Raw genomic sequence first — 22,416 nt, 5'->3', positions numbered from 1 at the left:
AAGGGGAACGGATGCTGATCGCCGACCGCTACGAGCTCGACGAACTGCCGCTCGGCCGCGGCGGGATGGGCGCGGTGCACGGCGGGCACGACCGCAGGCTGGGCCGGCGCGTCGCGATCAAGCTGCTCAGGCTCCCTGGCCGTGACGAAGAGCTCGAAGCCCGCTTCGCCCGCGAAGCGCGGATCCTGGCGACGCTCGACCATCCGGGCGTACCGGCGTTGTACGACTACGGCACGCACGACGACCGGTTGTTCCAGGTCATGCAGTTCGTCGAGGGCGTGACGGTGGCCGACCTGCTCGCCGAACACGGGCCGCTGCCGGTGCCGTGGGCCGCGGCGATCACGGCGCAGGCGTGCGCGGTGCTGACCGCCGCGCACGCGCTCGCGGTGTGCCACCGCGACCTCAAGCCGTCGAACCTGATGCTCGGCCCGGACGGCGGGGTGAAGGTGATGGACTTCGGCCTCGCCGTGCTGCGCGAGGCCGACGCCGCGCAGTTCACCCGGGCCGGGCAGCTGCTGGGGACGCCGTCGTACATGGCCCCCGAGCAGATCCAGCGCGGTGGCGCCGAACCGCGCAGCGACCTCTACGCCCTCGGCTGCGTGCTGCACGAGATGCTCACCGGGCAACGGCTCTTCGACGGGCCTACCGCGTACGCGGTGTTCGAGCGGCAGGTCAAGGAGCTGCCGCTCCCGGTGGCGGGGATTCCGAAGCAGCTCAACGGGTTGCTCGCCGAGATGCTGGCCAAGGACCCCGAGGACCGGCCGTCCGGCGCGGCGGCGCTGTACGACCGGCTGGGGCCGTTCGTCACCGGGCTGCCGCCGCTGCCGGGGTTCCTGGCCCCGCCGTCGGTGGCCAGCCCGGGCCGGATGTACGCGCGGATGCTGGGCCGCGTCAACGGCTGACGCGCACCGCACCCCGCTCGGCCAGCGGCAGGCCGGCGAGCCGGATCCGGCGGTAGGTCGTCGCGTTCTGCACCGCGATGCTGACTCCGACGGTGAACGCGATCGACGCCGACGACAGCGGGCCCGCGACCCCGAGCACGGTGGCCAGCGCGACCAGGCCGACCCGGACGCCGATCGTCAGCACCCAGAGGACGAGGGTGACGGCCGATCCCTTCTGGAACGTCGTGCCCTCGCGCGCGGTGAGCGTCGTCGTGGTGCTGCGGAGCACGCCGAGCCCGGCCAACAGGACCAGGTCGACGCCGAGGAAGCCGAGCTCGGCGGCCGACGCACCGGGGAGCGCCTTCAGCGTCAGGTAACCGCCCACCACGACGAGGAGCAGCGGCAGCGTCACCAGCGACTTGCGGTCGAGCAGCGTGCCGCGCAGCTGCTTGTAGACGACCCGGTAGAGGACGAGGCCGGCGGCGGCGACGTAGAGCAGGACGGTGGCGATGCTGGACATCGGAGGCTCCATGGTTTCGAAGGTGCCTCCAGCTTCCGAGAAAACCCGCCCGGACACGTCGGCGTACGGATCGGTCCCGGGTGGACCCCGGCCTCAACCCCCGGGTGGACGCGCTACTCCTCCCAGACCGGCGCCGGCGGCAGGCCGCGCTCGGCGCGGGCGGCGTCGGACAGCTCCTGGATGAGGTCGGTCTTGGCCCGCGTGTACGCGTCACCGGACATTCCGGACGCCGCCAGCTTCTGCTTCAGCTCGCCGTACCGGAGCGCGGCTTCCGGGTACTTCCGCAGGTGGGCGGCCAGGATGCGCTCCTTGTTGTGCTCCCAGTTCGACGGCGGGAAGACGTGCAGGTGGTGGGTGCGGACGTCGCCGTCGCGCCGGACGAACAGCAGCCGTCCCGGGGCGCCGAAGTCCTCGGCGCGGTAGCCGAGGCCGTCGAACAGGTCGGGCGGGACGGCATCGAGGTCGGGCGCGAGCGCGGCGACGTCGATGATCGGCTTGGCCGGGAGGCCCGGCACCGACGTGCTGCCGACGTGCTCGACCTCGGTGAACCGGTCGCCGGCCACGGCGAGGATCTCGGCGCGGGCCTGGGCGAAGTGCTGGGGCCAGGACGGGTTGTAGGGGGAAACGATCACCATCGGGTCATCATCTACCCAATCGTGACCTTCGTGGACGAACCTCTGGTGGGTCAACACCGTCTTTAGGGGTGTCCAAGAGCGTGATCGAGTCTTCTGGGGGTACGGGATCGTGAAGAGGCTTCTGGTGGGAGCGGCGGCGCTGGCCACGGCGTTCGTGCTGGCCGCGTGCTCCGGCGGGGCGTCCGGTGCCGGTGGGACCGTCGGCGGCGGAGCGGTCGCGGCGGGCGCCGGCGGCGGATCGCCGACTCCGACGTCGACCAGCGCGTCCCCGACGCCCACCACGTCGGCCAGCGCGACGCCGTCGTCGACGCCGGCCCCGTCGACGACCAAGCCGGCGCCGACCAGCACCACCCCCAAGCCGAAGCCCAAGCCCAAGCCGGCCCCGAAGCCCGCCGCCGACCCCGGTGTGCCGTGCGCGGCCGCCGCCGCGTCCGCGGGCACCGCCGCCTGCGTGGACCTCTCGGCGCACAAGACCTGGATCCTGCAGGGCGGCAAGGTCGTCTACGGGCCGGTTCCGATGCTGCCGGGCCGCAAGGGCTACGCGACCCCGACCGGCACGTTCCACGTGCTCTCGAAGGAGAAGGTGCACCTGTCGAAGGAGTTCGACAACGCGCCGATGCCGAACTCGGTCTTCTTCTACCCGGGTGACGCCTTCCACACCGGCAGCCTGTCGGTGTACTCGCACGGCTGCATCCACCTGTCGGCGGGCGCGTCCCTGAAGTACTTCAACACCCTGCACGTCGGCGACGTCGTTCAGGTCGTCCCGTAACCCGTCGTCCACGAAGCACGAAACGGGCCGTCTCCGGATCTCCGGAGGCGGCCCGTTTTTTCGTGCGCACAACCTCCGGCGAGGCCAGACGTCTTGGTGGGTATAGGGGATCACCACGGATTACGGGGGAAACATGCGAGTACGGCGTGCGCTGGCGGCTCTGTCCACTTTGGCCGCGGCGGCGGTGCTGACCGCCTGTTCGGCCGGGGGCACCGCGGACGTCCGGCTGGCGGCCGGGACGGTCCCGCCGTCGTCCACTTCGGACACGACGGCGGCGACGACCGCTCCGGCCGAGCCCGAGATGGCGCCCGGCGTGCCGTGCACGATCACCGCGAAGGCCTGCGTTTCCCTGTCCGGGAAACAGGCCTGGCTGCTCGACGAGGGCAAGATCGTCTACGGCCCGGTGAAGATCATGCCCGGCAAGAAGGGCAGCACGACGCCGGTCGGGACGTGGCACGTGCTCTACAAGGAGAAGATGCACCTCTCCAAGGAGTTCAATAACGCGCCGATGCCCAACTCGGTGTTCTTCTACAACGGCGTCGCGTTCCACCAGGGCAGCCTCGCCAAGTACTCGAACGGCTGCGTGCACCTTTCGGCCGCGGTGTCGCTGAAGTTCTTCTCCTCGCTCGACAAGGGTGACGAGGTCCAGGTCGTCAGGTGAGCAGGTCCGCGGGGGTCGTCCCGGCCGCGGTGAGGGGCAGGCCGAGGGCGACGCGCTCGGTGAGCCACGGGCTGGGCCGGTAGCGGGGGTCGCCGGTGGACGCCTCGAGGCCGCGCAGGATGCGCAGGACCACCTCGCCGCCGACCAGGTCGCCCCAGGCCAGCGGGCCGCGCGGGTAGCCGAGTCCCAAGTGGACGGCCGTGTCGATGTCCGACGGCGTCGCGAGATGCCGTCCCGCGATGAAGCAGGCGGTGTTCACAATGGACGCCAGCAGGCGCTGGGCGATCGGGGCCGGGCCGTCGCGGACCACCGTCACCGGGTTGCCGGTGGCGGCCAGCGCGCCCCAGGCCGCGCGGCCCACGGCCGGGTCGAGGCCAGGGTGCACCGACAGCGTCAGCCGTCGTTCGTAGCCGCCCAGCGGGTCGACGCCGGCGACGCGCGACAGCGGCAGGCCACCGCGGGTGGCTGCCTCCACAGTGGACTCGCCGTAGAGCGGGACGAGCAGGACCGCGTCCGGGTAGGCGTCCGACACCACGTGCACGCCGGCCGCCGACAGCACGCGGGCGAGGGGTTCGTCGGCGGTGAACACCGGGCCCGTCGGCTTCGGCGGCGCCGCCGGCTCGTCCGGGTTCTGCTGCTTGCCCTCGACGTGCCGGTAGAAGCCCTCGCCGTTCTTGCGGCCGAACAGGCCGGCGGCGACGCGCGGGCGCGTCAGCCACGACGGCCGCAGCCGCGGGTCGCCGTGGAAGCCGCTCCAGATGCTCTCCAGCACGGCGTGGGACACGTCGAGGCCGGTGAGGTCGAGCAGCTCGAACGGGCCGAGCTTCAGGCCGAGCACGTCACGGGCGATCCGGTCGACGTCGGCCGGCTCGGCCAGCGCCTCGTCGAGGATCTGCAGCGCCTCGGTGCCCAGCCCGCGGCCGGCGTGGTTGACCAGGAAACCGGGTGCGTCCTTCGCGAGCACCGGCTCGTGGCCCCAGGCGCGGACCAGTTCGAGGGCCTCGGCGGGCAGCCAGTCGTGCGTCCGGGTGCCTGGGACCACCTCGACCAGGCGCATCAGCGGCACCGGGTTGAAGAAGTGCAGGCCGACGAGCCGGCCGGGGTCGCCCAGCTCGGCGGCGATCTCGGTGACCGACAGCGAGCTGGTGTTGGTCGCGAAGACCGTCTCCTGTGGACAGACGCGCTCGAGGCTCGCGAACAGCGACCGCTTCGTCGCGAGGTCCTCGCGCACGGCTTCGATGACCAGGTCGACGTCCTCGGCGGGCGCGTCCGGCGCGTCGACCGGGACGAGCCGGTCCTTCACGGCCTGCGGGTCCTCGTCGAGCTTGCCCTTGGCGGCCAGCTTGTCGGCCATCCCGCCGACGAATTCGATCGCCTTCGCGACGGCGTCGGGCTGCACGTCGGCCAGCTCGACGGTCACCCCCGCGGTCGCGGCGAGCTGGACGATCCCGCGGCCCATCACCCCGGTCCCGATCACCCGGATCCTGCCGACCTTCCCGGCCCACCCCGTCACGTCGTGCCCGCCTTCCGCCGTTGCCTACCGCGCGACGGTACCGTCTCGGCCGTGGCCGGGAAGCGCCTGACGCGGGCGGAAAGCCGCGAAGTGACCAAGGCGCGGCTGCTCGACGCGGCGGCGCCTGGTGCGGGACACCACCGAGGTGCTGCCTACAGACCCACGAACTCCGCCATCCGCCTCGCCGAGTGGGTGAAGAACTCGTCGGCCGGGTCGACGCTGCCGACGTACTGGCCGAACAGGTCGAAGTTGATCGCGCCGAACAGCTGGGTCCACGCCATGAGCAGCCGGGCCACGGTCTCGGGTCCGGCGACGATCCCGAGGGCCTTCGTGAGCGTCTCGGCCTGGGCGCGCAGCCCGGGCGGGACGTCGCCGTCGATCGCCCGCAGCTCGGTGTGCGTGAGCACCTTGACCAGGGCGAGCGCGACGCGGGCGGCGGGCGCGACGGTGTCCTGCGGGGCCTGGTACCCGGGGATCGGTGAGCCGTAGATCAGCGCGTACTCGTGCGGGTGCGCTTTCGCCCACTCGCGCGTCGCCTGCCAGATCGCGAGCCACCTTTCGCGCGGCTCGCCCGTGCCCGGGTCCCCGGTTTCCGCGGCTTCGCCGATCGCGTTGTAGGCGTCGACGATCAGGTCGGTCAGCAGCCGGTCGCGGCTGGGGAAGTAGCGGTACAGCGCGGACGAGACCATGCCCAGCTCACGCGCCACCGCGCGCAGGGAAAGCCCGTTCGCGCCGACCTCGGCGAGCTGGCGGCGGGCTTCGTCCTTGATCTCCTGGGTGAGTTCGGCGCGGGCACGTTCGCGCGCGGTCCGGGTCGCGGTCATGGCCGCCAGTGTGCCATGCGCGAGAGCGCTGAACAAAATCGAGAGCACTGCTCTTGACAGTGCGCGCCGAAAGGGTGTTCACTGCTCTTAACCGAGAGCACTGCTCTCCCGAACTTCGGAGGACGCCATGACCGAGACCCGCTACCTCAAGCCCGGCAAGTCCACCAACGTCTTCAACGAGCTGGTCGCGAAGCTGACCAAGATGGGCGTGAGCCTGCTGGGCAGCCGGGTGCTGACCGTCGTCGGCCGCAAGTCCGGCGAGCCGCGCTCGACCCCGGTCAACCTGCTGACCATCGACGGTGTCGACTACCTCGTCGCGGCGCGCGGCGAGACGCAGTGGGTGCGCAACCTGCGTGCCGCGGGCCAGGGCCAGCTTCGGGTCGGACGGCGCGACGACACCTTCACCTACCGCGAGCTGGGCGACGACGAGAAGCCCGCCATCCTGCGCGCCTACCTCAAGCGCTGGAAGTTCGAGGTCAGCGCGTTCTTCGAGGGCGTCGACGCCAAGGCGTCGGACGAGAAGCTGCGCGAGATCGCGCCCGGTTACCCGGTCTTCGAGATCTTCACGAAGTAGGTTTTCAGGGGGTCGGTTTGCGCCGCCGCGTCACGTTCGCCGCGACCAGGACGACCCCGACCAGGAACGCGACGAGCCCGATGAGGAACCACAGCTTCTGGCCGGTCATGAAGCTGCCGGTGATGACGCCGAGGCCCTGCAGCACCCAGACGGCGCCGACGAGCAAGAGCACAACCCCGACCGCGAAGGTGATCCAGCGCTTCATCGGCCCAGTCTATGCAGGTCGCTCGCCGGGGACGAGCTTGTGCCGGTAGGCGTAGACGACGGCGTGCACGCGGTCGGGCAGCCCGAGCTTCGAGAGCACCCGCGAGACGTGCGTCTTCACGGTCTCCTCGCCGACGTGCAGCTGCCGCGCGATCTCGGCGTTGCTGCAGGCGTTGGCGAGCAGGAGCAGCACCTCCCGCTCCCGCGACGTCAGCCGCGCGAGCTCGGGTGGTTCGGCGGCCGCGGGCTCCAGCACCGACGCGAACTTCGCGACCAGCCGCCGGGTCACCGACGGGTCGATCAGCGCGTCACCGCGGGCCGCCACCCGCATCGCCGCGACCAGCTCCTCCGGCGCCAGGCTCTTCAGCAGGAACCCGCTCGCCCCGGCCCGCAGCGCTCGGTAGACGTACTCGTCGGCGTCGTAGGTGGTCAGCACGATGACCCGGGTGTCGTTGCCCGGCGCGGAAAGGATCGCCTCGGTCGCGGCGAGGCCGTCGAGGCGGGGCATCCGGACGTCGAGGACGGCGACGTCCGGGCGCAGGCGGGCCGTCTCGGCCACCGCCTCGCGGCCGTCGGACGCCTCGCCGACGCAGGTGAAGTCGGGCTGGGTGTCGAGCAGCGCGCGCATCCCGGAGCGGAACATCGCGTGGTCGTCGGCCAGCAGGACGCGGATCATGTGCTCTCCACCGGGAAGGTCGTGCGCAGCTGCCACTGCGTGCCGTGTTCGCCGTAGGTGACCTGGCCGCCGAACAGCGTGACGCGCTGGCGGATCCCGGCCAGGCCGCGGTGCGCGTGCTCGCGCTGGGGGACGCGGCCCGGGCACAGGGCGTTGGTCACCGCGAGCACGATTTCGGTGCGGCCGTGGTTCAGTTCGACCTCGACCGGGCCCTCACCGTGGCGCAGCGCGTTCGTCAGGGCTTCCTGCGCGATCCGGTACAGCGCGACGTCGAGCGAGCCGGGCAGCTCACGCGGCTCGCCGAGCAGCGTCAGGCGGATCGGGAGGCCGGCCGCGCGGACCGTCTCGACCAGCTCGTCGAGGTTGTCCAGACCGGGCTGGGCGGCGGTGTCCTCGGCGTGCAGGAGGTCGAGCAGCCGGCGCAGGTCGGCCATCGCCGAGCGGCTCGCGGACTCGACCGCGCCGAGGGACTTGCGCACCGGCGAGTCGCCGTCGGGCAGCCCGAGCCGGGCCGCGCCGGCGTGCACGCCGATGGCGCTGACGTGGTGGGAGATGACGTCGTGGAGGTCGCGCGCGATCGTCGTGCGCTCCTCGGTGACGGCTCGGCGCACGGCTTCTTCTTCGTGCTGACGGCGTTCGTCCGCGGCCCGCTCGAGGTCGGCGATGTAGGCGCGCCGGGCCGTCGTGTACCGGCCCACCAGCCACGGCAGCAGCGCGCTCACGCTGACGCTGACCGCGATCAGCCGCAGGTCGCTCGCGGTCCGGCCGCCGCCTTCGATGCAGCCCGCGGTGACGCCGGCGAGCATCGCGAGGAGTGCGAGCACCGCCGGTTTCGGGCGCAGCCAGGCGCCCGCCCGGTACCCGGCGATCAGGATGCCGGCGTTGTTGCCGACGACGTACCCCGCGGTGGTGCTGATCAGCAGCGGTGAGGCGGCGAACAGCACGGCGTGCGCCAGCGACACCCAGCCCGAGTACCGGGCCGGGCCGGCGAGCGCGGCGTTGACCGCGACGCCGGCGAACAGCACCACCCACGGCTGCCAGTGGCCGTTGCCGAGCGGCCCGCGGACGCTGAACAGCAGCGCGTCACACGCGACGCAGACCACCGCGACGAGCAGCGACTGCCGCCGCAGTGACCCGCTGATGTCGTACACGCCCGCAACTCTGCCCTAACCGGGCTGCCGCAGGTCCCGAACGCCCCAATGTGGCGTTGGGTGCGTTGGACGCACCGAACGCCACATTGGGGCGTTAGTTCGTGGGGCGGGGCTGGTAGTCGCCGCCGCGGCGCTGGCCTGGTTGGCGCTGGCCGCCTGCGCCCGGCTGCAGGGCCTGGCCGAGGGAGGTCGCCGTCGCTGTTTGGCCGTTGACCTTCGCCACCACCGTGACGTTCGTGTCGCCCTGCTTCACGTCGCCCGTCTTCTGGGTCGAGCCGTCGAGCGTGTACGTCTGCTTGTAGCCGTCCTTGCTGGTCAGCGTCACGGACGTGGCGCTCAGCTCGGTGACGTCGCCGGTCTGCAGCCGCTCGGTCGTGTAGCCGCCGTTCGGGTCGGCCACGACGAAGTCGCCGTGCAGGGCCTCCCGCAGCGCGGCCATGCCGCCGCCGAAGGTGCCGCCGGGACCGCCGCGGAACTGGCCGCCGCCGGGGCCGCCCGGGCCGCCGAAGCCGCCGGGACCGCCCGGCTGCGCGGAGTTGTCGGCGCTGCTGGTGCCCGCCCAGATCGCCGCGCCGCCGCCGGCCGCGATCACCACGGCGATGCCGGCCGCGATCGCCGTCTTCTTGCCGGACCAGCCCTTCTTCGGCGCGGCCGCCGCGGGGTCGCCCCAGTTCGCCGCGGCCGGTTGGCTCGCGGGTGCCGGCCCGCCCTGCGGCGGGGTGTTCGGCGTCGGCTCGGTCGTCATCGTGTCCTCCGGTCGTACCCACACTGGTCCAGCCCAGGCTCACCGCCGTGGCTGTGTTTGAGCTGTGCGAAGCGTCAGCGGGTGCTGTGGCTCCTTTACCCAGGCGAAGGACCTCACAGGGAACGCACAGCGAGCCCACAGCAAACCCTGTGGACCGACCGGGAAGGTGGCACTATGACCGCTATGAACGCCACGTCACCAGGCCCTGGCAAGGCCGACCTGCGCCGCGCCGACGGGAGTCCCGTCCGGGTCCTCGTCGTCGACGACGAGGCGACGCTGGCCGAGCTCGTCTCGATGGCCCTGCGGATGGAGGGCTGGGAGGTGCGCAGCGCGGGCGACGGCACGGAGGCCGTCCGGATCGCGCGCGACTTCCGGCCCGACGCGGTCGTCCTCGACGTCATGCTCCCCGACTTCAGCGGCCTCGAAGTGCTGCGGCGGATGCGGTCCGAGGCGCCCCACCTGCCGGTGCTGTTCCTCACGGCGAAGGACGCGGTCGAGGACCGGATCGCCGGGCTGACCGCCGGCGGCGACGACTACGTCACCAAGCCGTTCAGCCTCGAAGAGGTCGCGCTGCGCCTGCGCGCGCTGCTGCGCCGGGCGGGCGGCGTCACCGGCGCGAGCGGGTCGACGCTGGTCGTCGGCGACCTCACCCTGGACGAGGACAGCCGCGAGGTGCACCGCGGCGGCGACCTGGTGCCGCTGACCGCGACCGAGTTCGAGCTGCTGCGCTACCTCATGCGCAACCCGAAGCGGGTGCTGTCGAAGGCGCAGATCCTGGACCGCGTGTGGAGCTACGACTTCGGCGGCCAGGCCAACATCGTCGAGCTCTACATCTCCTACCTGCGCAAGAAGATCGACGCCGACCGCGAGCCGATGATCCACACCATGCGGGGCGCCGGGTATGTCCTCAAGCCAGCGGGCTGAGCGGCGGCGGTTCCGGACGCAGCGGCCGTGGTCGTTGCGGCGGCGGCTGATCTTCCAGCTCGCCGCGCTGCTCGCGCTCGTGTGCGTCGTCGTCGGCGTCGTCACGGAGTTCGCGCTGAGCGAGTTCCTCAACGGCCAGCAGGACAACCGGCTCGCCGCGGCCACCGAACGCGGCCACGGCGGGGAACGGCCGCCCTGGATGTACGGCGATGCACCACCGCCGGATCCGCTGCGGGCGCTCGGCCAGGGTGACGGCACGCTCGCCGTCGTCCAGAAGGGGTCGGTCGCGCAGGCCGGGGTGCTCGACTCGAGCGTGGCGTCGCCGAACAAGCGGAAGGCGCCGCTCAAACCGGTCTCGACGGAGCAGGTCGTGGCCCTGCTGGCGATGCCGTCGGACGGGAAGCCGCGGAGCATCGACCTCGGCGGCACCCTCGGTGAGTACCGCGTCGTCTCGACCACGACGCCCAACGGCCAGCACACGGTCATCGGCCTGCCGCTCAAGGACGTCAACGAGACGCTCTGGCGGCTGGGCTTCATCCTCGGCGGCGTCGCGCTCGCCGGGATCCTGGTCGCCGGCGCGGTCGGCGCGGCGACGATCCGCCGCACGATGCTGCCGCTGGACCGGCTGGCCGCGACCGCGTCGCGCGTCTCCGAGCTGCCGCTGGACCGCGGTGAGGTCGCGCTGTCCGAGCGGGTCCCGGAGGCCGACACCAACCCGAACACCGAGGTCGGCAAGGTCGGCTCGGCGCTGAACCGGATGCTGCAGCACATCGCGAACGCGCTGACCGCGCGGCAGGCGAGCGAAAGCCGGGTCCGGCAGTTCGTCGCGGACGCGAGCCACGAGCTGCGGACGCCGCTGGCCGCGATCCGCGGGTACGCGGAGCTGACCCGGCGCAGCGGCGAGCAGGTGCCGCCGGACATCGCGTTCGCGATGAGCCGCGTCGAGTCGGAGTCGCGCCGGATGACGACGCTGGTGGAGGACCTGCTGCTGCTGGCCCGGCTGGACTCGGGCCGCCCGGTGGTGCCGGAGTGGGTCGACCTGTGCCGGCTGGTGGCCGACGCGGTCGCGGACGCGCACGTCGCGGGCCCGGACCACAAGTGGCTGATGGACGTCCCCGGCGAGCCGATCGGCGTGCTCGGCGACGCGGGTCAGCTGCACCAGGTGGTGATCAACGTGCTGGCCAACGCCCGCACGCACACCCCGGCGGGCACCACGGTGACGACCACACTGTCCACTTCGGACGGTTTCGTCCGGCTCCGCGTGGCCGACGACGGCCCGGGCATCCCACCGGAGATCCTCCCGGACATCTTCGAGCGCTTCGCCCGCGGCGACAACTCGCGTTCGCGGGCGGCGGGGAGCACGGGGCTGGGCTTGGCGATCGTGGCAGCGGTGGTGAGCGCGCACCGCGGGCGGGTCGGGGTGCAGAGCCGCCCGGGACGGACGGAGTTCGAGATCGTCTTCGCGGAGGCTCCGGCGCCGGGGTGACACCCCGCCGACTTGTCCACATCCCCCGAAATCCCTCCACAACCCCGCATCTTTCGTAGCGAAAGTGGCGGCTCAGCCGGGGTGGCGGGCGACCACTGTGGCCAGGTCGGGGGCAGCTGTAGTTCGGTGGCCAACAGGTCCGGGTGCTGTAACCAGTGCAGCGGGGTCACGTTCGGGACGTCGGCGAACAGCTCGGTCGCGGCCTCGTACCGCTCGGGATTCCGCTCGACGCTGACCAGCGTCGTGCCGGGTCTCGCCGATCGTGCCACCCGCGACGCCGCCGGCGGGCAACCGCAGCAGGCGGCCTTGGGCGGGTCGGCAGGACCACGCGAAACCCGCGCGCGTCGCTCACCTCACACGATCGTGGCCGATGCACAGCGCGGGCACAGGTTCGGCACAAGTTCACCACATGTGGTGCCGAGACGGTGGGGCTCATGACGACCACGCTGTCGGCGCCCGAACACGCCCAGCCCGCGCCCCAGGCCGCACCGGAACCGCGGTGGATCAAGCCTTCCGTGGCCGCGCTGCTGCTCGGGACCGGGCTGCTCTACCTGTGGGACCTGGCGAAAACGGGCTGGGGCAACGACTTCTACGCGATGGCCGCCCAGGCCGGGACGTGGAGCTGGAAGGCGCTGTTCTTCGGCTCGCTCGACCCGGGCAACGTCGTCACGGTCGACAAACCGCCCTTCTCCCTGTGGGCCATGGGGTTGTCGGGCCGGATCTTCGGGTTCTCCAGCTGGAGCCTGCTGGTGCCGGACGCGCTCGCCGGCGTCGCGTCGGTCGGCCTGCTGTACCTGGCCGTGCGCCGGCTTTCCGGGCCGGGTGCCGGGCTGCTCGCCGGGGCCGCGCTCGCGGTGACGCCGGTCGCCGCGCTGATGTTCCGCTACGACAACCCGGACGCCTTCCTCGTCCTGCTGCTGGTCGCCGGCGCGTACTGCGTCGTGCGCGCGCTGGACAAGGCGAGCACGCTGTGGCTGGTGCTCGCCGGCGTCGCGATCGGCTTCGGGTTCCTCGACAAGATGCTCCAGGCGTTCCTCGTGGTGCCCGCGTTCGTGCTGGCGTACGCGGTCGCCGCGCCGACGTCGCTCGGGCGCCGGATCGGCCAGCTGTTCGCCGCGGCCGGCGCGGTGGTCGTTTCCGCCGGCTGGTGGGTCCTGGTCGTCGCGCTGTGGCCCGTCGCGGACCGGCCCTACATCAGCGGCTCGACCGACAACACCGTGCTGGAACTGGCTTTCGGTTACAACGGCCTCGGCCGGATCTTCGGCGAGGGACGCGGTGGCGGCGGCGTCACGCCGCCAACCGGCGCACGGGGTGGCTTCGGAGGGGGCGCGTTCGGCGGCCAGACCGGCCTGACGCGGCTGTTCAGCGGCGAGTTCGGCGCCGAAGCGTCGTGGCTGCTGCCCGCCGCGCTGATCGGCCTGGTCGCGGGGCTGTGGTTCACCCGCCGCGCGCCGCGCACCGACCGGACCCGCGCGGCCCTGCTGATCTGGGGCGGCTGGACGGTCGTCACAGTGCTCGTCTTCAGCTACATGAGCGGCATCATCCACCCGTACTACACGGTCGCGCTGGCGCCCGGGATCGCCGCCACGCTGGGGATTTCCGCGCGTGAGCTGTGGCGGGGACGGGCGAACTTCGCGGCCCGCGCGGTGCTGGCCGTCATGCTCGCGGTGTCCGCGGTCTGGGGATTCGTGCTGCTCGACCGGACGCCGGCGTGGCAGCCGTGGCTGCGGTACGCGCTGCTCGTGCTGAGCGCGCTCGCGGTGGTCGCGCTGCTCTTCGGCGCCGACCGGTTCCGGCGGCTCGGCCCGGCCGTCGCCGTCGTCGGGCTGTGCGGCGCGCTGCTCGGGACGGCGTCCTTCACCTTCGCGACGGCGGCAACCGCGCACTCCGGTGGCACGCCGTCGTCCGGCCCGGCCGTCGCGAGTGGACGCGGGTTCGGTGGCTTCGGTGGAGGCGGCGGCCGCGGCGGGTTCGGCGAGGGACAGGCCGACACCGCGGTGATCGACCTGCTGAAGAACACCACGACGAAGTGGGCCGCGGCGCAGAGCGGCGCGATGCAGTCGGCGGGGCTGGCCCTCTCGAGTGGACGGCCGGTGCTCGCGATCGGCGGCTTCAGCGGCAGTGACCCGGCTCCGACGCTGCAGCAGTTCCAGCAGTACGTCGCCGCGGGCGACATCCACTACTACGTCGCCGGCGGGCGCGGCGGCTTCGGCGGGGGCCGGGGCACGTCGGGCGAAATCCAGACGTGGGTGGAACAGAATTTCGCGCCGTCGACGGTCGGGGGCACCACCGTCTACGACCTGACGAAATCGATCAGCTGACAGAAAAGAGAATTGTTTCAGGCGTGTTAACAGTGGCGGAATCATTCGGTGGTCCCGGCGCCCGTGCAGTAGGCGGGGATACGGACACCTGTTCGAATGATGGCTCGGTCAGCGGTATGTTCCGAACGATTGTTCGCTCGTTCGTGGAAGCGCCGCTGATGATCGCGACACCCCGCGCCGACGTGTGACAACGCCGCCGTGGTGCCCGTGCGCCTGCACGGGCGGATCTCTTCAGGAGTGCGGCGATCTTGGCCGGGCGGCCGACAGAAACACGCGCGTACTTGATCTTCATCACCCGTGAAGGTGCTGGTAACCCGGCCTGGACGTCACCCTTTCGGAGGCACCCGAAGGGCGTTGTGGGGATCTTGTCCTTCTCGCTAGAGTCTCCGCCGGGAGAGGGACAAGGGGTGGTCGATCCGGTGCGTGCGGCGCCGGGTTTTCACTGGGCGTAGGTGCTCCCTTGTCCGCGTTCTCCCGCCTTGACCCGATCAGGTGCGTCTGGAAGAGAGCAGCGATGACCGTGCGCGGTGGCGCAGCCTTGCCCGAACCACCTCCTCGTCGTCGCGGTAGGTAGACCCCGTTCCCCCTTTGGTGTCGCTCCACTCCACTTCCCCCGCCATCTGGAGTTTCGCTGTGACTTCCCGCCCTCGTCGTCTGCTGACGGCGCTCCTGACACTGCTGACCCTTTTCGGGGTCACCGCCCTGTCCGGCTGCAGTGACAGTTCCGCCTCCGGCGACGGCGGCAAGATCACCCTCGGGTTCAGCGCGTGGCCGGGCTGGTTCCCCTGGCAGGTGGCGCAGGAGCAGGGCCTGTTCGCCAAGAACGGCGTGAACGTCGACCTCAAGTGGTTCGACAACTACACCGACAGCATCAACGCGCTTTCCAGCGGCGCGATCGACGCCAACAGCCAGACGCTTAACGACACGCTTTCCTCGGCTTCGGGCGGCGCGAAGCTCTCCATCGTGCTGGTAAACGATAACTCGACCGGCAACGACAAGATCATCGCGCGGGACGGGATCACCGCCGTCGCCGACCTCAGGGGCAAGAAGGTCGCCGTCGAGCAGGGCACCGTCGACCACTACCTCCTGCTGCTGGCGCTGCAGGAAGCGAAGCTGACCGAAAAGGACATCCAGCTGGTCAACCTGCCGACCGACGCCGCCGCGGCCGCGTTCGTCGCGGGCCAGGTCGACGCGGTCGGTGCGTTCGCGCCCTTCACCACCAAGGCCCTCGAACGCCAGGGCAGCCGCGCGATCTCCTCGTCGGCCGAGTTCCCCGGCGCCATCCCGGACCACCTGGTGACGTCGCAGAAGCTGGTCAAGGAGCACCCGAAGGACGTGCAGGCGCTGGTCAACACCTGGTTCGACACGCTGACCTGGATCAAGAACAACAAGGACGCGGCGATCAAGATCATGGCCAAGCGCGGCGGTGTCTCCGACGAGGAGTACAAGACCTACGACGCCGGCACCACGATCTTCACGCGCCAGCAGAACCTCGACGCGTTCACCCCGGGTGTCACCGCGCAGCACCTCGACTTCTCGGCGAACAAGATCGTCGACTTCATCACGAGCACCGGCCTCGCCCAGCAGCGGCCGTCGCTCGACGGCCTGTTCGACGACCAGTTCGTGAAGGCAACGCCGCAGTGACGGGTCCGACCCAGCGCACCACCGCCAGCTCCCCGGCCGACGAACGCGCGGCCGAGGAGCTGGAGGCCGAGCAGGGGCTCGCCGACCGCGCCGAGGCCGGCCGGGGGCGCCCCGGCTGGGCACCGCTGCCGCGCCGGGCCGCGCCGAAGCCGGCGTCGGCGCTGTTCTCCCTGCGCACGCCGATCGGCTCGTCGGCCCGTTGGAAGCTGGCGGTGCTGTCGTTCGCGATCCCGTTGCTCGCCTGGGTCGTGCTGAGCGTGAGCGGCGCCGTCGACTCGACGTTCCTGCCGTCCCCGGTCGCGGTCTTCCGCGCCGGGGTCGACATGGTGAGCACCGGCGAGCTGTTCGACGACCTGTGGGCGACGACGCAGCGGGTGCTCGAAGGCTTCGGCCTCGCGGTGCTCGTGTCGGTGCCGCTCGGCATCCTCATGGGTGGTTTCACCGCGGGGCAGGCGTTCTTCGAGCCGCTGATCGGGCTGCTGCGCTACCTCCCGGCGAGCGCGTTCATCCCGCTGCTGATCATCTGGCTCGGCATCGGCGAGCCGTCGAAGGTCGCCATGCTCTTCATCGGGACGGTCTTCTTCAACACGCTGATGACCGCGGACGTCGTGCGCGCGGTGCCGGGCGCGCTGCTCGACGTCTCCTACACCCTCGGCGCGCGCCGAGGCGAGGTGCTGCGCAAGGTCGTCGTGCCGCACGCGCTGCCGGGCATGATCGACGCGATCCGGATCAACGCCGCCGCGGCGTGGAACTTCGTGGTCGTGGCCGAGCTGATCAACTCGCAGGCCGGCCTGGGCTACCGGATCGTGCGGGCGCAACGGTTCCTGCAGACGGACACGATCTTCGCGGTGCTCGTGGTCATCGGCCTCGCCGGGCTGACCATCGACGTCGTGCTGCGGCTGGTGCGCACCCGGGTCGGGAAGTGGACGGCATGACACTGGAACTGCGGAACGTCGCGAAGGACTACACCGTCCGCGGCCAGGTGACGCGCGCGCTCGACGGCGTCGACCTCGAGGTGCTGCGCGGCGAGTTCGTCTGCGTCGTCGGCGCGAGCGGCTCGGGCAAGTCGACGCTGTTGTCGCTGGTGGCCGGGCTCAGCCGGCCGACCGAGGGCGAGATCCTGCTCGACGGCGTCCCGGTGACGGGCCCCGGCCCGGACCGCGGGTTGGTGTTCCAGTCCGGCGCGCTCTACCCGTGGCGCAGCGTCGAGAAGAACGTCGCGTTCGGACTCGAGCTGCTTTCGCTCGACCCGGCCGAGCGCGCCGAGCGCGTGAACTGGTACCTCGCCGAGACCGGGCTCGACACGGTGCGCCGCTCGTTGCCGAAACAGCTTTCGGGCGGCCAGAAGCAGCGCGTCGCGATCGCGCGCGCCCTGGCGTGCGAGCCGGAAGTCCTGCTGCTGGACGAACCCTTCGGCGCCTTGGACGTCCAGACCAAAGAGGACATGCAGGTGCTGATCCGCCGGATCTGGGCCGACACCGGCACGACGGTGCTGATGGTCACCCACGACGTCGAGGAAGCGGTGTTCCTGGGCGGCCGGGTCGTGGTGCTCGCCTCCGACCCGGGCCGGATCGCCGCGGACGTCGAGGTGGCGCTGCCGGCCGAGCGGGACCTGGGGGTCAAGCGCGAGCCGGAGTTCCTCGCGCTGCGCGCCCGGATCGAGGACCTGGTCCGGGAGCAGCACCGCGGCCACGTCAGCCGGGTGGCCGCGGTCGAGTGAGAACGGTGGACGGGAAGGTGGCGGGATGAGGCACGGCAGGTCGACCGCGGAACGGGCGAGCGGCGGGGGATTCCTCGCGCGGCTCGGCATTCGCGGCAAGCTGAACCTGCTGCTCCTGCCACCCCTGGTCGCGGTGCTGCTGGTTTCGGTGCCGTTCGTGCTGACGCAGGCGAGCAGCGCCACGGCGGCCGCGCAGTCGGCGACCGTGGCGCGCCACGCCCAGCAGCTCGGCGGCCTGGTCTGGCAGCTGCAGCGGGAACGGCTGCTGACCGGCGCCTTTCTCGCGACGCCGTCGATGTCGCCGGACGAGCTGGTCAAGCAGCGCCGGGCGGTCGACACGGCGGTCGAGAACGTCCGGGCGCAGCTCGGCTCGGACGCGCCGGACGAGCTTTCCGCGGCCCTGACCCGGATCGGCTCGCTGAACGAGCTGCGGCAGAACGCCGAGCGCCGTGGCGTCGCGCTCGACAGCGTGGCCCGCACCTACCACGCCGTGATCGGCGCGGTCATCGACTCGCTGCGGCTCGTCCCGCAGCTCACCAGTGACGCCGAAGGCACCCGGGAGCTGACCGCCCTCGAAGCGCTGCTGCGCGCGAACGAGGAGAACTCGTTGCGCGGCATGGCGTTGATCGTGACGGCGGTGGCGCCCGACGCCGGCAAGTCCATCCTGGACGACGCGACCCAGCAGGCGCCGATCTTCACCGACCGGTTCGTCCAGCAGGCCGACAACGCGTCCGACAACCAGCAGGCCGAGCTCGTGGTCAACGTCGAGCAGAGCGACGCGGGCCGCCGGATCGAGGACCTCGCCGCCCAGATCGGCAACCCGCGCGACGCCGCGGCCACCGGCCGGTACGTCACGGACGTCCTCAGCGCGGCGGAAACCCAGGCGGGGCAACGCAAGCTGGTCCAGGAGCGGGTCACCGGCGAGATCGCCGACTCGGCGACCGGCCGGGCCGACTCGGCGACGCGGCTGGCCTGGGTCGTCGGTGTCGGTGCCGCCGCGCTGTTCCTGCTGGTCGCCTTCCTCGCCGTCGCGGTCTCCCGCTCGATCGCCCGGCCGCTGCGGCGGCTGACCACGGCGGCGACGTCGGTCGCCGACCTCGCCGGCACCGAGCTCGTCCGCGTGACCGACACCGAGGAGGCCGAGGAGCAGGTGCCGCGGCTGGCCACGATCGACGTCTCCTCCGGTGACGAGCTGGGCGAGCTCGCCGCGGCGTTCAACCGGGTCCAGACGACCGCCGCCGAGCTGGTCGAACGGCAGGCGCTCACGCGGCGCAACACCAGCCTGATGTTCGCGAACGTCGCGAAGCGCACGCAGAACCTCGTCGGCCGCCAGCTCGCGCTGATCGACGAGGTCGAGCGCAACGAGCAGGACACCCGGCTGCTGGCCAGCCTCTACCGGCTCGACCACCTCTCCACCCGCCTGCGCCGCAACGCCGACAACCTGCTCGTGGTGTCCGGCACCCGCGACGAGACCCGCATCGCGGGCCCGATCGAGCTGGCGACGGCCCTGCGCTCGGCGCTCGCCGAGATCGAGGACTACCAGCGCGTCAAGCTCGGTGTCGTCGCGGAGATCCTGCTGTCCTCGGCGCTCGGTGCCGACCTCGTGCTGGTGTTCGCCGAGCTGCTGGAGAACGCGACGGCGTTCTCGCCGCCGGGCTCGACGGTCGAGGTGGACACGATGTTCCTCACCGACGGCTCGTGCCTGGTCAGCATCGTCGACCACGGCATCGGCATGACCGCGGAGAAGATCGGGGCCGAGAACAAGCGGCTCGTCGAGCGCGAACGCCTGGAGCTGGCGCCGACCAGTGTGCTCGGCCTGTTCGTGGTCGGCCGCCTCGCACGGCGTCACGAACTCGGCGTCGAACTGCTCGCGACGCCGACCACCGGCGGCGTCACCGCCCGACTGACGATCCCGCCGTCCCTGTTCAGCCACCGCACCGGACTGCTCCCGAAGGCCGAACCCGCGCCGGCGATCCCGGCGCAGGCGGCACCCCCGATCACCACGCCGAAACCGCGGCACGCCGCCCCGGCGCCGTCGCCGCGTTCGGTGTCCACTTTGGACATGTTCCGGCCGGCCGAGCCGGAGCGCCAGAAGGAACTGCCGTCGCCGGCGATCCCGGCGCTGCTCGCCACCGGCCACCTCAACGGGTTCCGCTGGTTCGACCAGCTGGAGCCGGTGTGGCCGGACGCCGAACCCGCGGAGCCCGCCGCTGTCGAGAAGCCCGAGTCCCGTGGCGGCCTGCGCCGTCGCGTCCGCGGCGCGCAGCTGCCCAGCCCGGGCACGACCGCCGCCGTCGCCGTCGAGGACAAGCCGCGGCACGACCCCGAGGCGACCAGGATCGCCATGGACGGCTTCCAGGAGGCGTTCGCCAGGGCCGCCGGGGTCACCGCCACGCCGGCCGACCCGCCGGACGCCGTCGTGGCCGAACCCGAGCCGGTGCCCCCGGCGCGTGCCGCCGCCCCGGTCACCGCCCCGATCTCGCGGGACGGCCTGATCCGGCGCGTCCCCGGCGCCCAGCTCGCCCCGGGCCTCCGCAAGCAGGAGGCCGAGGGCAGGCCGATCGCCCGGCCCGTCGTGACCCGCGGCATGCGGGACCCGGCGGCCGAGCGCGCGGCGTTCGACTCGTTCGCCGCCGGCCTGGCCAAGGCGGACGTGCTTACGGCAGACACCCCGCCGCCGGGCGTGGTCGCCGGTCGTGTGATGGAACGTCTCGAAATGGACGCAGGAGAAGAGAGCAGGAAATGAGCATCCCCGCAGCTGGTGTCAGCGTCGAAGCCCAGAACTTCAACTGGCTGGTGAGCCGCTTCGCGCAGCACACCGCGGGCGCGATCGCGGCCATCGCGGTCTCGGCCGACGGCTTGCTGATCGCGGTGTCCTCGGAGCTCGAGCGCTCCAACGCCGACCGCCTCGCCGCGATCTCGTCCGCCATGCTCGGCCTCGCCCACGGCGTCTCCGACAGCCACCCGCTCGGCGCGCCCGACAAGGTGATCATCGAGCTGGAGCACGGTTATCTGCTGGTCTGCACCATCAGCATCGGCTGCTCGCTCGGCGTCCTCGCCAACAAGCAGGCCAGCCTCGGCACGATCGCCTACGAGATGGCGATGTTCGCCAACCGCGCCACCGAGGTCCTCACGCCCGGCCTGATCGAGGAGCTCAAGAACACCGTGGGTTCGTGATGGCCGGCGACGACCCGGACATCTCGCTGCTGCGGCCGTACCTGATGACCTCGGGACGGGCGCAGCCGGTGGACCAGAGCCTCGAGATCGAGGCGCAGGTGATGACGTCACGCCTCGGCGCGGCGTCGCACCCGAAGCTGACCTTCGAACGCCAGGAAATCGTCTCGCTCTGCCGCAGCACGATGTCGGTCGCCGAAGTGGCCGCCATGCTCGGCCTGCACATCGGTGTCGCGCGCGTGCTCGTGGCCGACCTCGCCGAGCTGGGCTACGTCGTCGTCCGCCGGCCGGGGAGCCACAACTCGCACGACCTCGGCATGATCGAAAGGGTCATTCGTGGACTCGAAGCCATTCACTGAGCAGGCGGCCCGCCCGCCGGCCCCGGTCAAGATCGTCATCGCGGGCGGTTTCGGCGTCGGCAAGACCACGGCGGTGACGTCGATCTCGGAGATCAAGCCGCTGACGACGGAGGCCGCGATCACGTCGGTGGCCGCGAACGTCGACCGCACGGGCCACGTCCCGTCGAAGACCACGACGACGGTGGCCCTCGACTTCGGCTGCATCACGATCGACGACGAGGTGAAGCTGTACCTGTTCGGCACGCCCGGCCAGGACCGCTTCGGCTTCATGTGGCAGGACCTGGTCCAGGGCGCGCTGGGTGCCCTGGTCATCGTGGACACCCGCCGCATGGACGACTGCTACCCGGCGGTCGACTACTTCGAGAACGCGGGCCTCCCGTTCGTGGTGGCGGTCAACATGTTCGACGGCGCGCTGGGCCACAACCTGGACGACATCCGCTGGGCCCTGGCGGTGAGCGAGGACGTCCCGCTGATCACGTTCGACGCCCGCCAGAAGCTCTCGGTGCGAGATGCGTTGCTGGCGGTCCTGCACAACACGTTCCAGCGAGCACGGGCCCAGGCGGGCGCGGGCACCTGAGCTGGAGGCCACCGAGAGGGTTCTCGGCGGCCCCGCTACACTGATCCACGGACCCCGCGCGGCGTCCACCCTGTGAACCTCCCCAGGGCCGGAAGGCAGCAAGGATAAGCAGGCTCTGACGGGTGCGCGGGGTCCCCTTTTTTTGCCCCTAGAACACGCCCAGGATGTCTTCCGGGGGTTTCGGGGCCGGGGGTGCGTCCTCGTCCGTGATCGGCTTGGCCCGGCCCGCCAGTTTCTCCAGCTCCGGGCCCTCCACGCACCTTGCCGGGAAGGCCGCCGAGGCCGTCCGGGACGCCAGTTCCGCGGTCGGCAGGGGCGCCGCCGAGGCTGCGAACACCAGGTTTCCGAAGCGCCTCCCGCGCAGTACGCCCGGGTCCGCCAGGAGCACTACCTGCGGAAACACCTCCCGCAGCGTGGCCAGGAAGCGGCGGGCGAAGGGGAGCCCGGCGCCGTCGGTGATGTTGGCCAGGTACGTGCCGCCCGGGCGGAGGACGGCCGCGATCGTGCGCAGGCTCTCCAGCGTGGCCAGGCCGCCCGCCAGGGCCGCCCGCTCGAACGCGTCCACCACCACCAGGTCCGCCGTGTCCTCGCGGCGCGTCGCCAGGCCCTCGCGGCCGTCCGTCACGCGCACCCGCAGGCCCGGCACCTTCAGGCCCAGCTGGGTGCGGACCAGCTCCACCAGCTCACCGTCCGCGTCGAACACCAGCTGGCGCGATCCCGGCCGGGTGAAAGCCACGTACCTCGGCAGGGTGCACGCCGCGCCGCCGATGTGGAGCGCGTCCAGGGGGCCCGGGGGCAGCAGGTCCACCACGTCGCCGAAGCGGCGGACGTAGTCGAACTCCAGGTCGGCCGGGTCGTCGAGGTCGACGTACGACTGCGCGACCCCGCCCACCGACACCAGCCACGCGTTCGCGCGGTCGGCGTCGCGGAGCAGCTCCGCCGTCCCGAAACGCACCGGATAACGGCCCGGGACCGGGGCGGGCTTGCGCGTACGGCTCACGGAACCCGACCTTAGCGGCGGTCGGAAACATTCTTGCCGGACCGGCGATAAGGGAACG

The 22,416-nt window shown here is 71.7% G+C and carries 23 protein-coding genes and 1 other RNA gene; 15 read left to right on the top strand and 9 right to left on the bottom strand.

What is annotated here, in order from left to right:
- Positions 1 to 11: 11 nt before the first annotated feature.
- Positions 12 to 902, top strand: a complete 891-nt coding sequence (locus VA596_RS07610; RefSeq protein WP_323324603.1) for a serine/threonine-protein kinase — start codon at positions 12 to 14, stop codon at positions 900 to 902.
- On the opposite strand, the gene VA596_RS07605 is transcribed toward VA596_RS07610, so the two are convergent.
- Together VA596_RS07605 and VA596_RS07600 are read right to left on the bottom strand one after the other, a co-directional pair.
- Entirely contained in the window at positions 892 to 1,401 is a 510-nt protein-coding gene (locus VA596_RS07605; RefSeq protein WP_323324602.1) for a hypothetical protein, read from the bottom strand. The genes VA596_RS07610 and VA596_RS07605 overlap by 11 nt on opposite strands.
- A 113-nt stretch (positions 1,402 to 1,514) precedes the next feature.
- Entirely contained in the window at positions 1,515 to 2,036 is a 522-nt protein-coding gene (locus VA596_RS07600) for a GrpB family protein (RefSeq protein ID WP_323324601.1), read from the bottom strand.
- A 109-nt stretch (positions 2,037 to 2,145) separates the two neighbouring features.
- Here VA596_RS07600 and VA596_RS07595 point away from each other — a divergent pair, with 109 nt between their 5' ends.
- Both VA596_RS07595 and VA596_RS07590 read left to right on the top strand, forming a co-directional pair.
- A complete protein-coding gene (locus VA596_RS07595; protein WP_323324600.1) occupies positions 2,146 to 2,805 on the top strand; it encodes a L,D-transpeptidase in 660 nt (219 codons plus the stop codon).
- 133 nt (positions 2,806 to 2,938) lie between these two features.
- The gene (locus VA596_RS07590; RefSeq protein WP_323324599.1) at positions 2,939 to 3,466 is read left to right on the top strand and encodes a L,D-transpeptidase; all 528 of its coding nucleotides are present in this window, start codon (positions 2,939 to 2,941) and stop codon (positions 3,464 to 3,466) included.
- On the opposite strand, the gene VA596_RS07585 is transcribed toward VA596_RS07590, so the two are convergent.
- The gene (locus VA596_RS07585) at positions 3,459 to 4,979 is read right to left on the bottom strand and encodes a 3-hydroxyacyl-CoA dehydrogenase (protein ID WP_323324598.1); all 1,521 of its coding nucleotides are present in this window, start codon (positions 4,977 to 4,979) and stop codon (positions 3,459 to 3,461) included. The genes VA596_RS07590 and VA596_RS07585 overlap by 8 nt on opposite strands.
- Before the next feature lie 152 nt (positions 4,980 to 5,131).
- A complete protein-coding gene (locus VA596_RS07580; RefSeq protein ID WP_323324597.1) occupies positions 5,132 to 5,803 on the bottom strand; it encodes a TetR/AcrR family transcriptional regulator in 672 nt (223 codons plus the stop codon).
- Between the two features lie 127 nt (positions 5,804 to 5,930).
- On the opposite strand from VA596_RS07580, the gene VA596_RS07575 reads away from it, so the two are divergent.
- On the top strand, positions 5,931 to 6,377 hold the full coding sequence (locus VA596_RS07575) for a nitroreductase family deazaflavin-dependent oxidoreductase (protein ID WP_323324596.1): 447 nt from the start codon (positions 5,931 to 5,933) through the stop codon (positions 6,375 to 6,377).
- Positions 6,378 to 6,381: 4 nt separating this feature from the next.
- Here the strand turns inward: VA596_RS07575 and VA596_RS07570 are convergent, their stop codons facing one another.
- The 4 genes from VA596_RS07570 to VA596_RS07555 form a co-directional block, all read right to left on the bottom strand.
- On the bottom strand, positions 6,382 to 6,582 hold the full coding sequence (locus VA596_RS07570; protein ID WP_323324595.1) for a hypothetical protein: 201 nt from the start codon (positions 6,580 to 6,582) through the stop codon (positions 6,382 to 6,384).
- Positions 6,583 to 6,591: 9 nt separating this feature from the next.
- Positions 6,592 to 7,257, bottom strand: coding sequence for a response regulator transcription factor (locus VA596_RS07565; RefSeq protein ID WP_323324594.1), 666 nt, complete (start codon positions 7,255 to 7,257; stop codon positions 6,592 to 6,594).
- On the bottom strand, positions 7,254 to 8,408 hold the full coding sequence (locus tag VA596_RS07560) for a sensor histidine kinase (protein ID WP_323324593.1): 1,155 nt from the start codon (positions 8,406 to 8,408) through the stop codon (positions 7,254 to 7,256). The genes VA596_RS07565 and VA596_RS07560 overlap by 4 nt, the downstream gene beginning before the upstream one ends.
- Positions 8,409 to 8,502: 94 nt before the next feature.
- Positions 8,503 to 9,153: a hypothetical protein gene (locus tag VA596_RS07555; protein ID WP_323324592.1), complete on the bottom strand. Its 651-nt coding sequence runs from the start codon at positions 9,151 to 9,153 to the stop codon at positions 8,503 to 8,505.
- A 174-nt stretch (positions 9,154 to 9,327) separates the two neighbouring features.
- On the opposite strand from VA596_RS07555, the gene VA596_RS07550 reads away from it, so the two are divergent.
- From VA596_RS07550 to ffs, 11 genes are all read left to right on the top strand, one after another.
- Complete coding sequence (locus tag VA596_RS07550; protein ID WP_043776006.1) at positions 9,328 to 10,077, top strand: response regulator transcription factor; 750 nt, start codon at positions 9,328 to 9,330, stop codon at positions 10,075 to 10,077.
- Positions 10,055 to 11,563 (top strand): sensor histidine kinase, encoded by a 1,509-nt coding sequence (locus VA596_RS07545; RefSeq protein WP_323324591.1) that lies wholly within the window; start codon positions 10,055 to 10,057, stop codon positions 11,561 to 11,563. The genes VA596_RS07550 and VA596_RS07545 overlap by 23 nt, the downstream gene beginning before the upstream one ends.
- Before the next feature lie 434 nt (positions 11,564 to 11,997).
- The gene (locus VA596_RS07540; RefSeq protein WP_323324590.1) at positions 11,998 to 13,884 is read left to right on the top strand and encodes a glycosyltransferase family 39 protein; all 1,887 of its coding nucleotides are present in this window, start codon (positions 11,998 to 12,000) and stop codon (positions 13,882 to 13,884) included.
- A gap of 633 nt (positions 13,885 to 14,517) precedes the next feature.
- Positions 14,518 to 15,528, top strand: a complete 1,011-nt coding sequence (locus VA596_RS07535; RefSeq protein WP_323324589.1) for an ABC transporter substrate-binding protein — start codon at positions 14,518 to 14,520, stop codon at positions 15,526 to 15,528.
- The gene (locus VA596_RS07530) at positions 15,525 to 16,463 is read left to right on the top strand and encodes an ABC transporter permease (RefSeq protein ID WP_323324588.1); all 939 of its coding nucleotides are present in this window, start codon (positions 15,525 to 15,527) and stop codon (positions 16,461 to 16,463) included. Before VA596_RS07535 ends, VA596_RS07530 begins: the two co-directional genes overlap by 4 nt.
- Positions 16,460 to 17,248, top strand: a complete 789-nt coding sequence (locus VA596_RS07525) for an ABC transporter ATP-binding protein (RefSeq protein WP_323324587.1) — start codon at positions 16,460 to 16,462, stop codon at positions 17,246 to 17,248. The genes VA596_RS07530 and VA596_RS07525 overlap by 4 nt, the downstream gene beginning before the upstream one ends.
- A gap of 25 nt (positions 17,249 to 17,273) precedes the next feature.
- Entirely contained in the window at positions 17,274 to 19,994 is a 2,721-nt protein-coding gene (locus tag VA596_RS07520) for a sensor histidine kinase (protein WP_323324586.1), read from the top strand.
- Positions 19,991 to 20,425 (top strand): roadblock/LC7 domain-containing protein, encoded by a 435-nt coding sequence (locus VA596_RS07515; RefSeq protein WP_323324585.1) that lies wholly within the window; start codon positions 19,991 to 19,993, stop codon positions 20,423 to 20,425. Before VA596_RS07520 ends, VA596_RS07515 begins: the two co-directional genes overlap by 4 nt.
- Positions 20,425 to 20,781 (top strand): DUF742 domain-containing protein, encoded by a 357-nt coding sequence (locus VA596_RS07510; protein ID WP_323325703.1) that lies wholly within the window; start codon positions 20,425 to 20,427, stop codon positions 20,779 to 20,781. The genes VA596_RS07515 and VA596_RS07510 overlap by 1 nt, the downstream gene beginning before the upstream one ends.
- On the top strand, positions 20,759 to 21,358 hold the full coding sequence (locus VA596_RS07505) for a GTP-binding protein (protein ID WP_323324584.1): 600 nt from the start codon (positions 20,759 to 20,761) through the stop codon (positions 21,356 to 21,358). Before VA596_RS07510 ends, VA596_RS07505 begins: the two co-directional genes overlap by 23 nt.
- 46 nt (positions 21,359 to 21,404) lie before the next feature.
- Positions 21,405 to 21,499: signal recognition particle sRNA small type (gene ffs / locus VA596_RS07500), an RNA gene on the top strand.
- Positions 21,500 to 21,506: 7 nt separating this feature from the next.
- Here ffs and VA596_RS07495 read toward each other — a convergent pair.
- A complete protein-coding gene (locus VA596_RS07495; RefSeq protein ID WP_323324583.1) occupies positions 21,507 to 22,358 on the bottom strand; it encodes a spermidine synthase in 852 nt (283 codons plus the stop codon).
- Between the last annotated feature and the right edge of the window lie 58 nt (positions 22,359 to 22,416).

This window comes from Amycolatopsis heterodermiae, from assembly GCF_034929455.1.
Classification (GTDB): Bacteria; Actinomycetota; Actinomycetes; order Mycobacteriales; family Pseudonocardiaceae; genus Amycolatopsis; species Amycolatopsis heterodermiae.
Note: the sequence above shows the minus strand (reverse complement) of the source record. Positions and strands in the feature narration are given on the sequence as shown.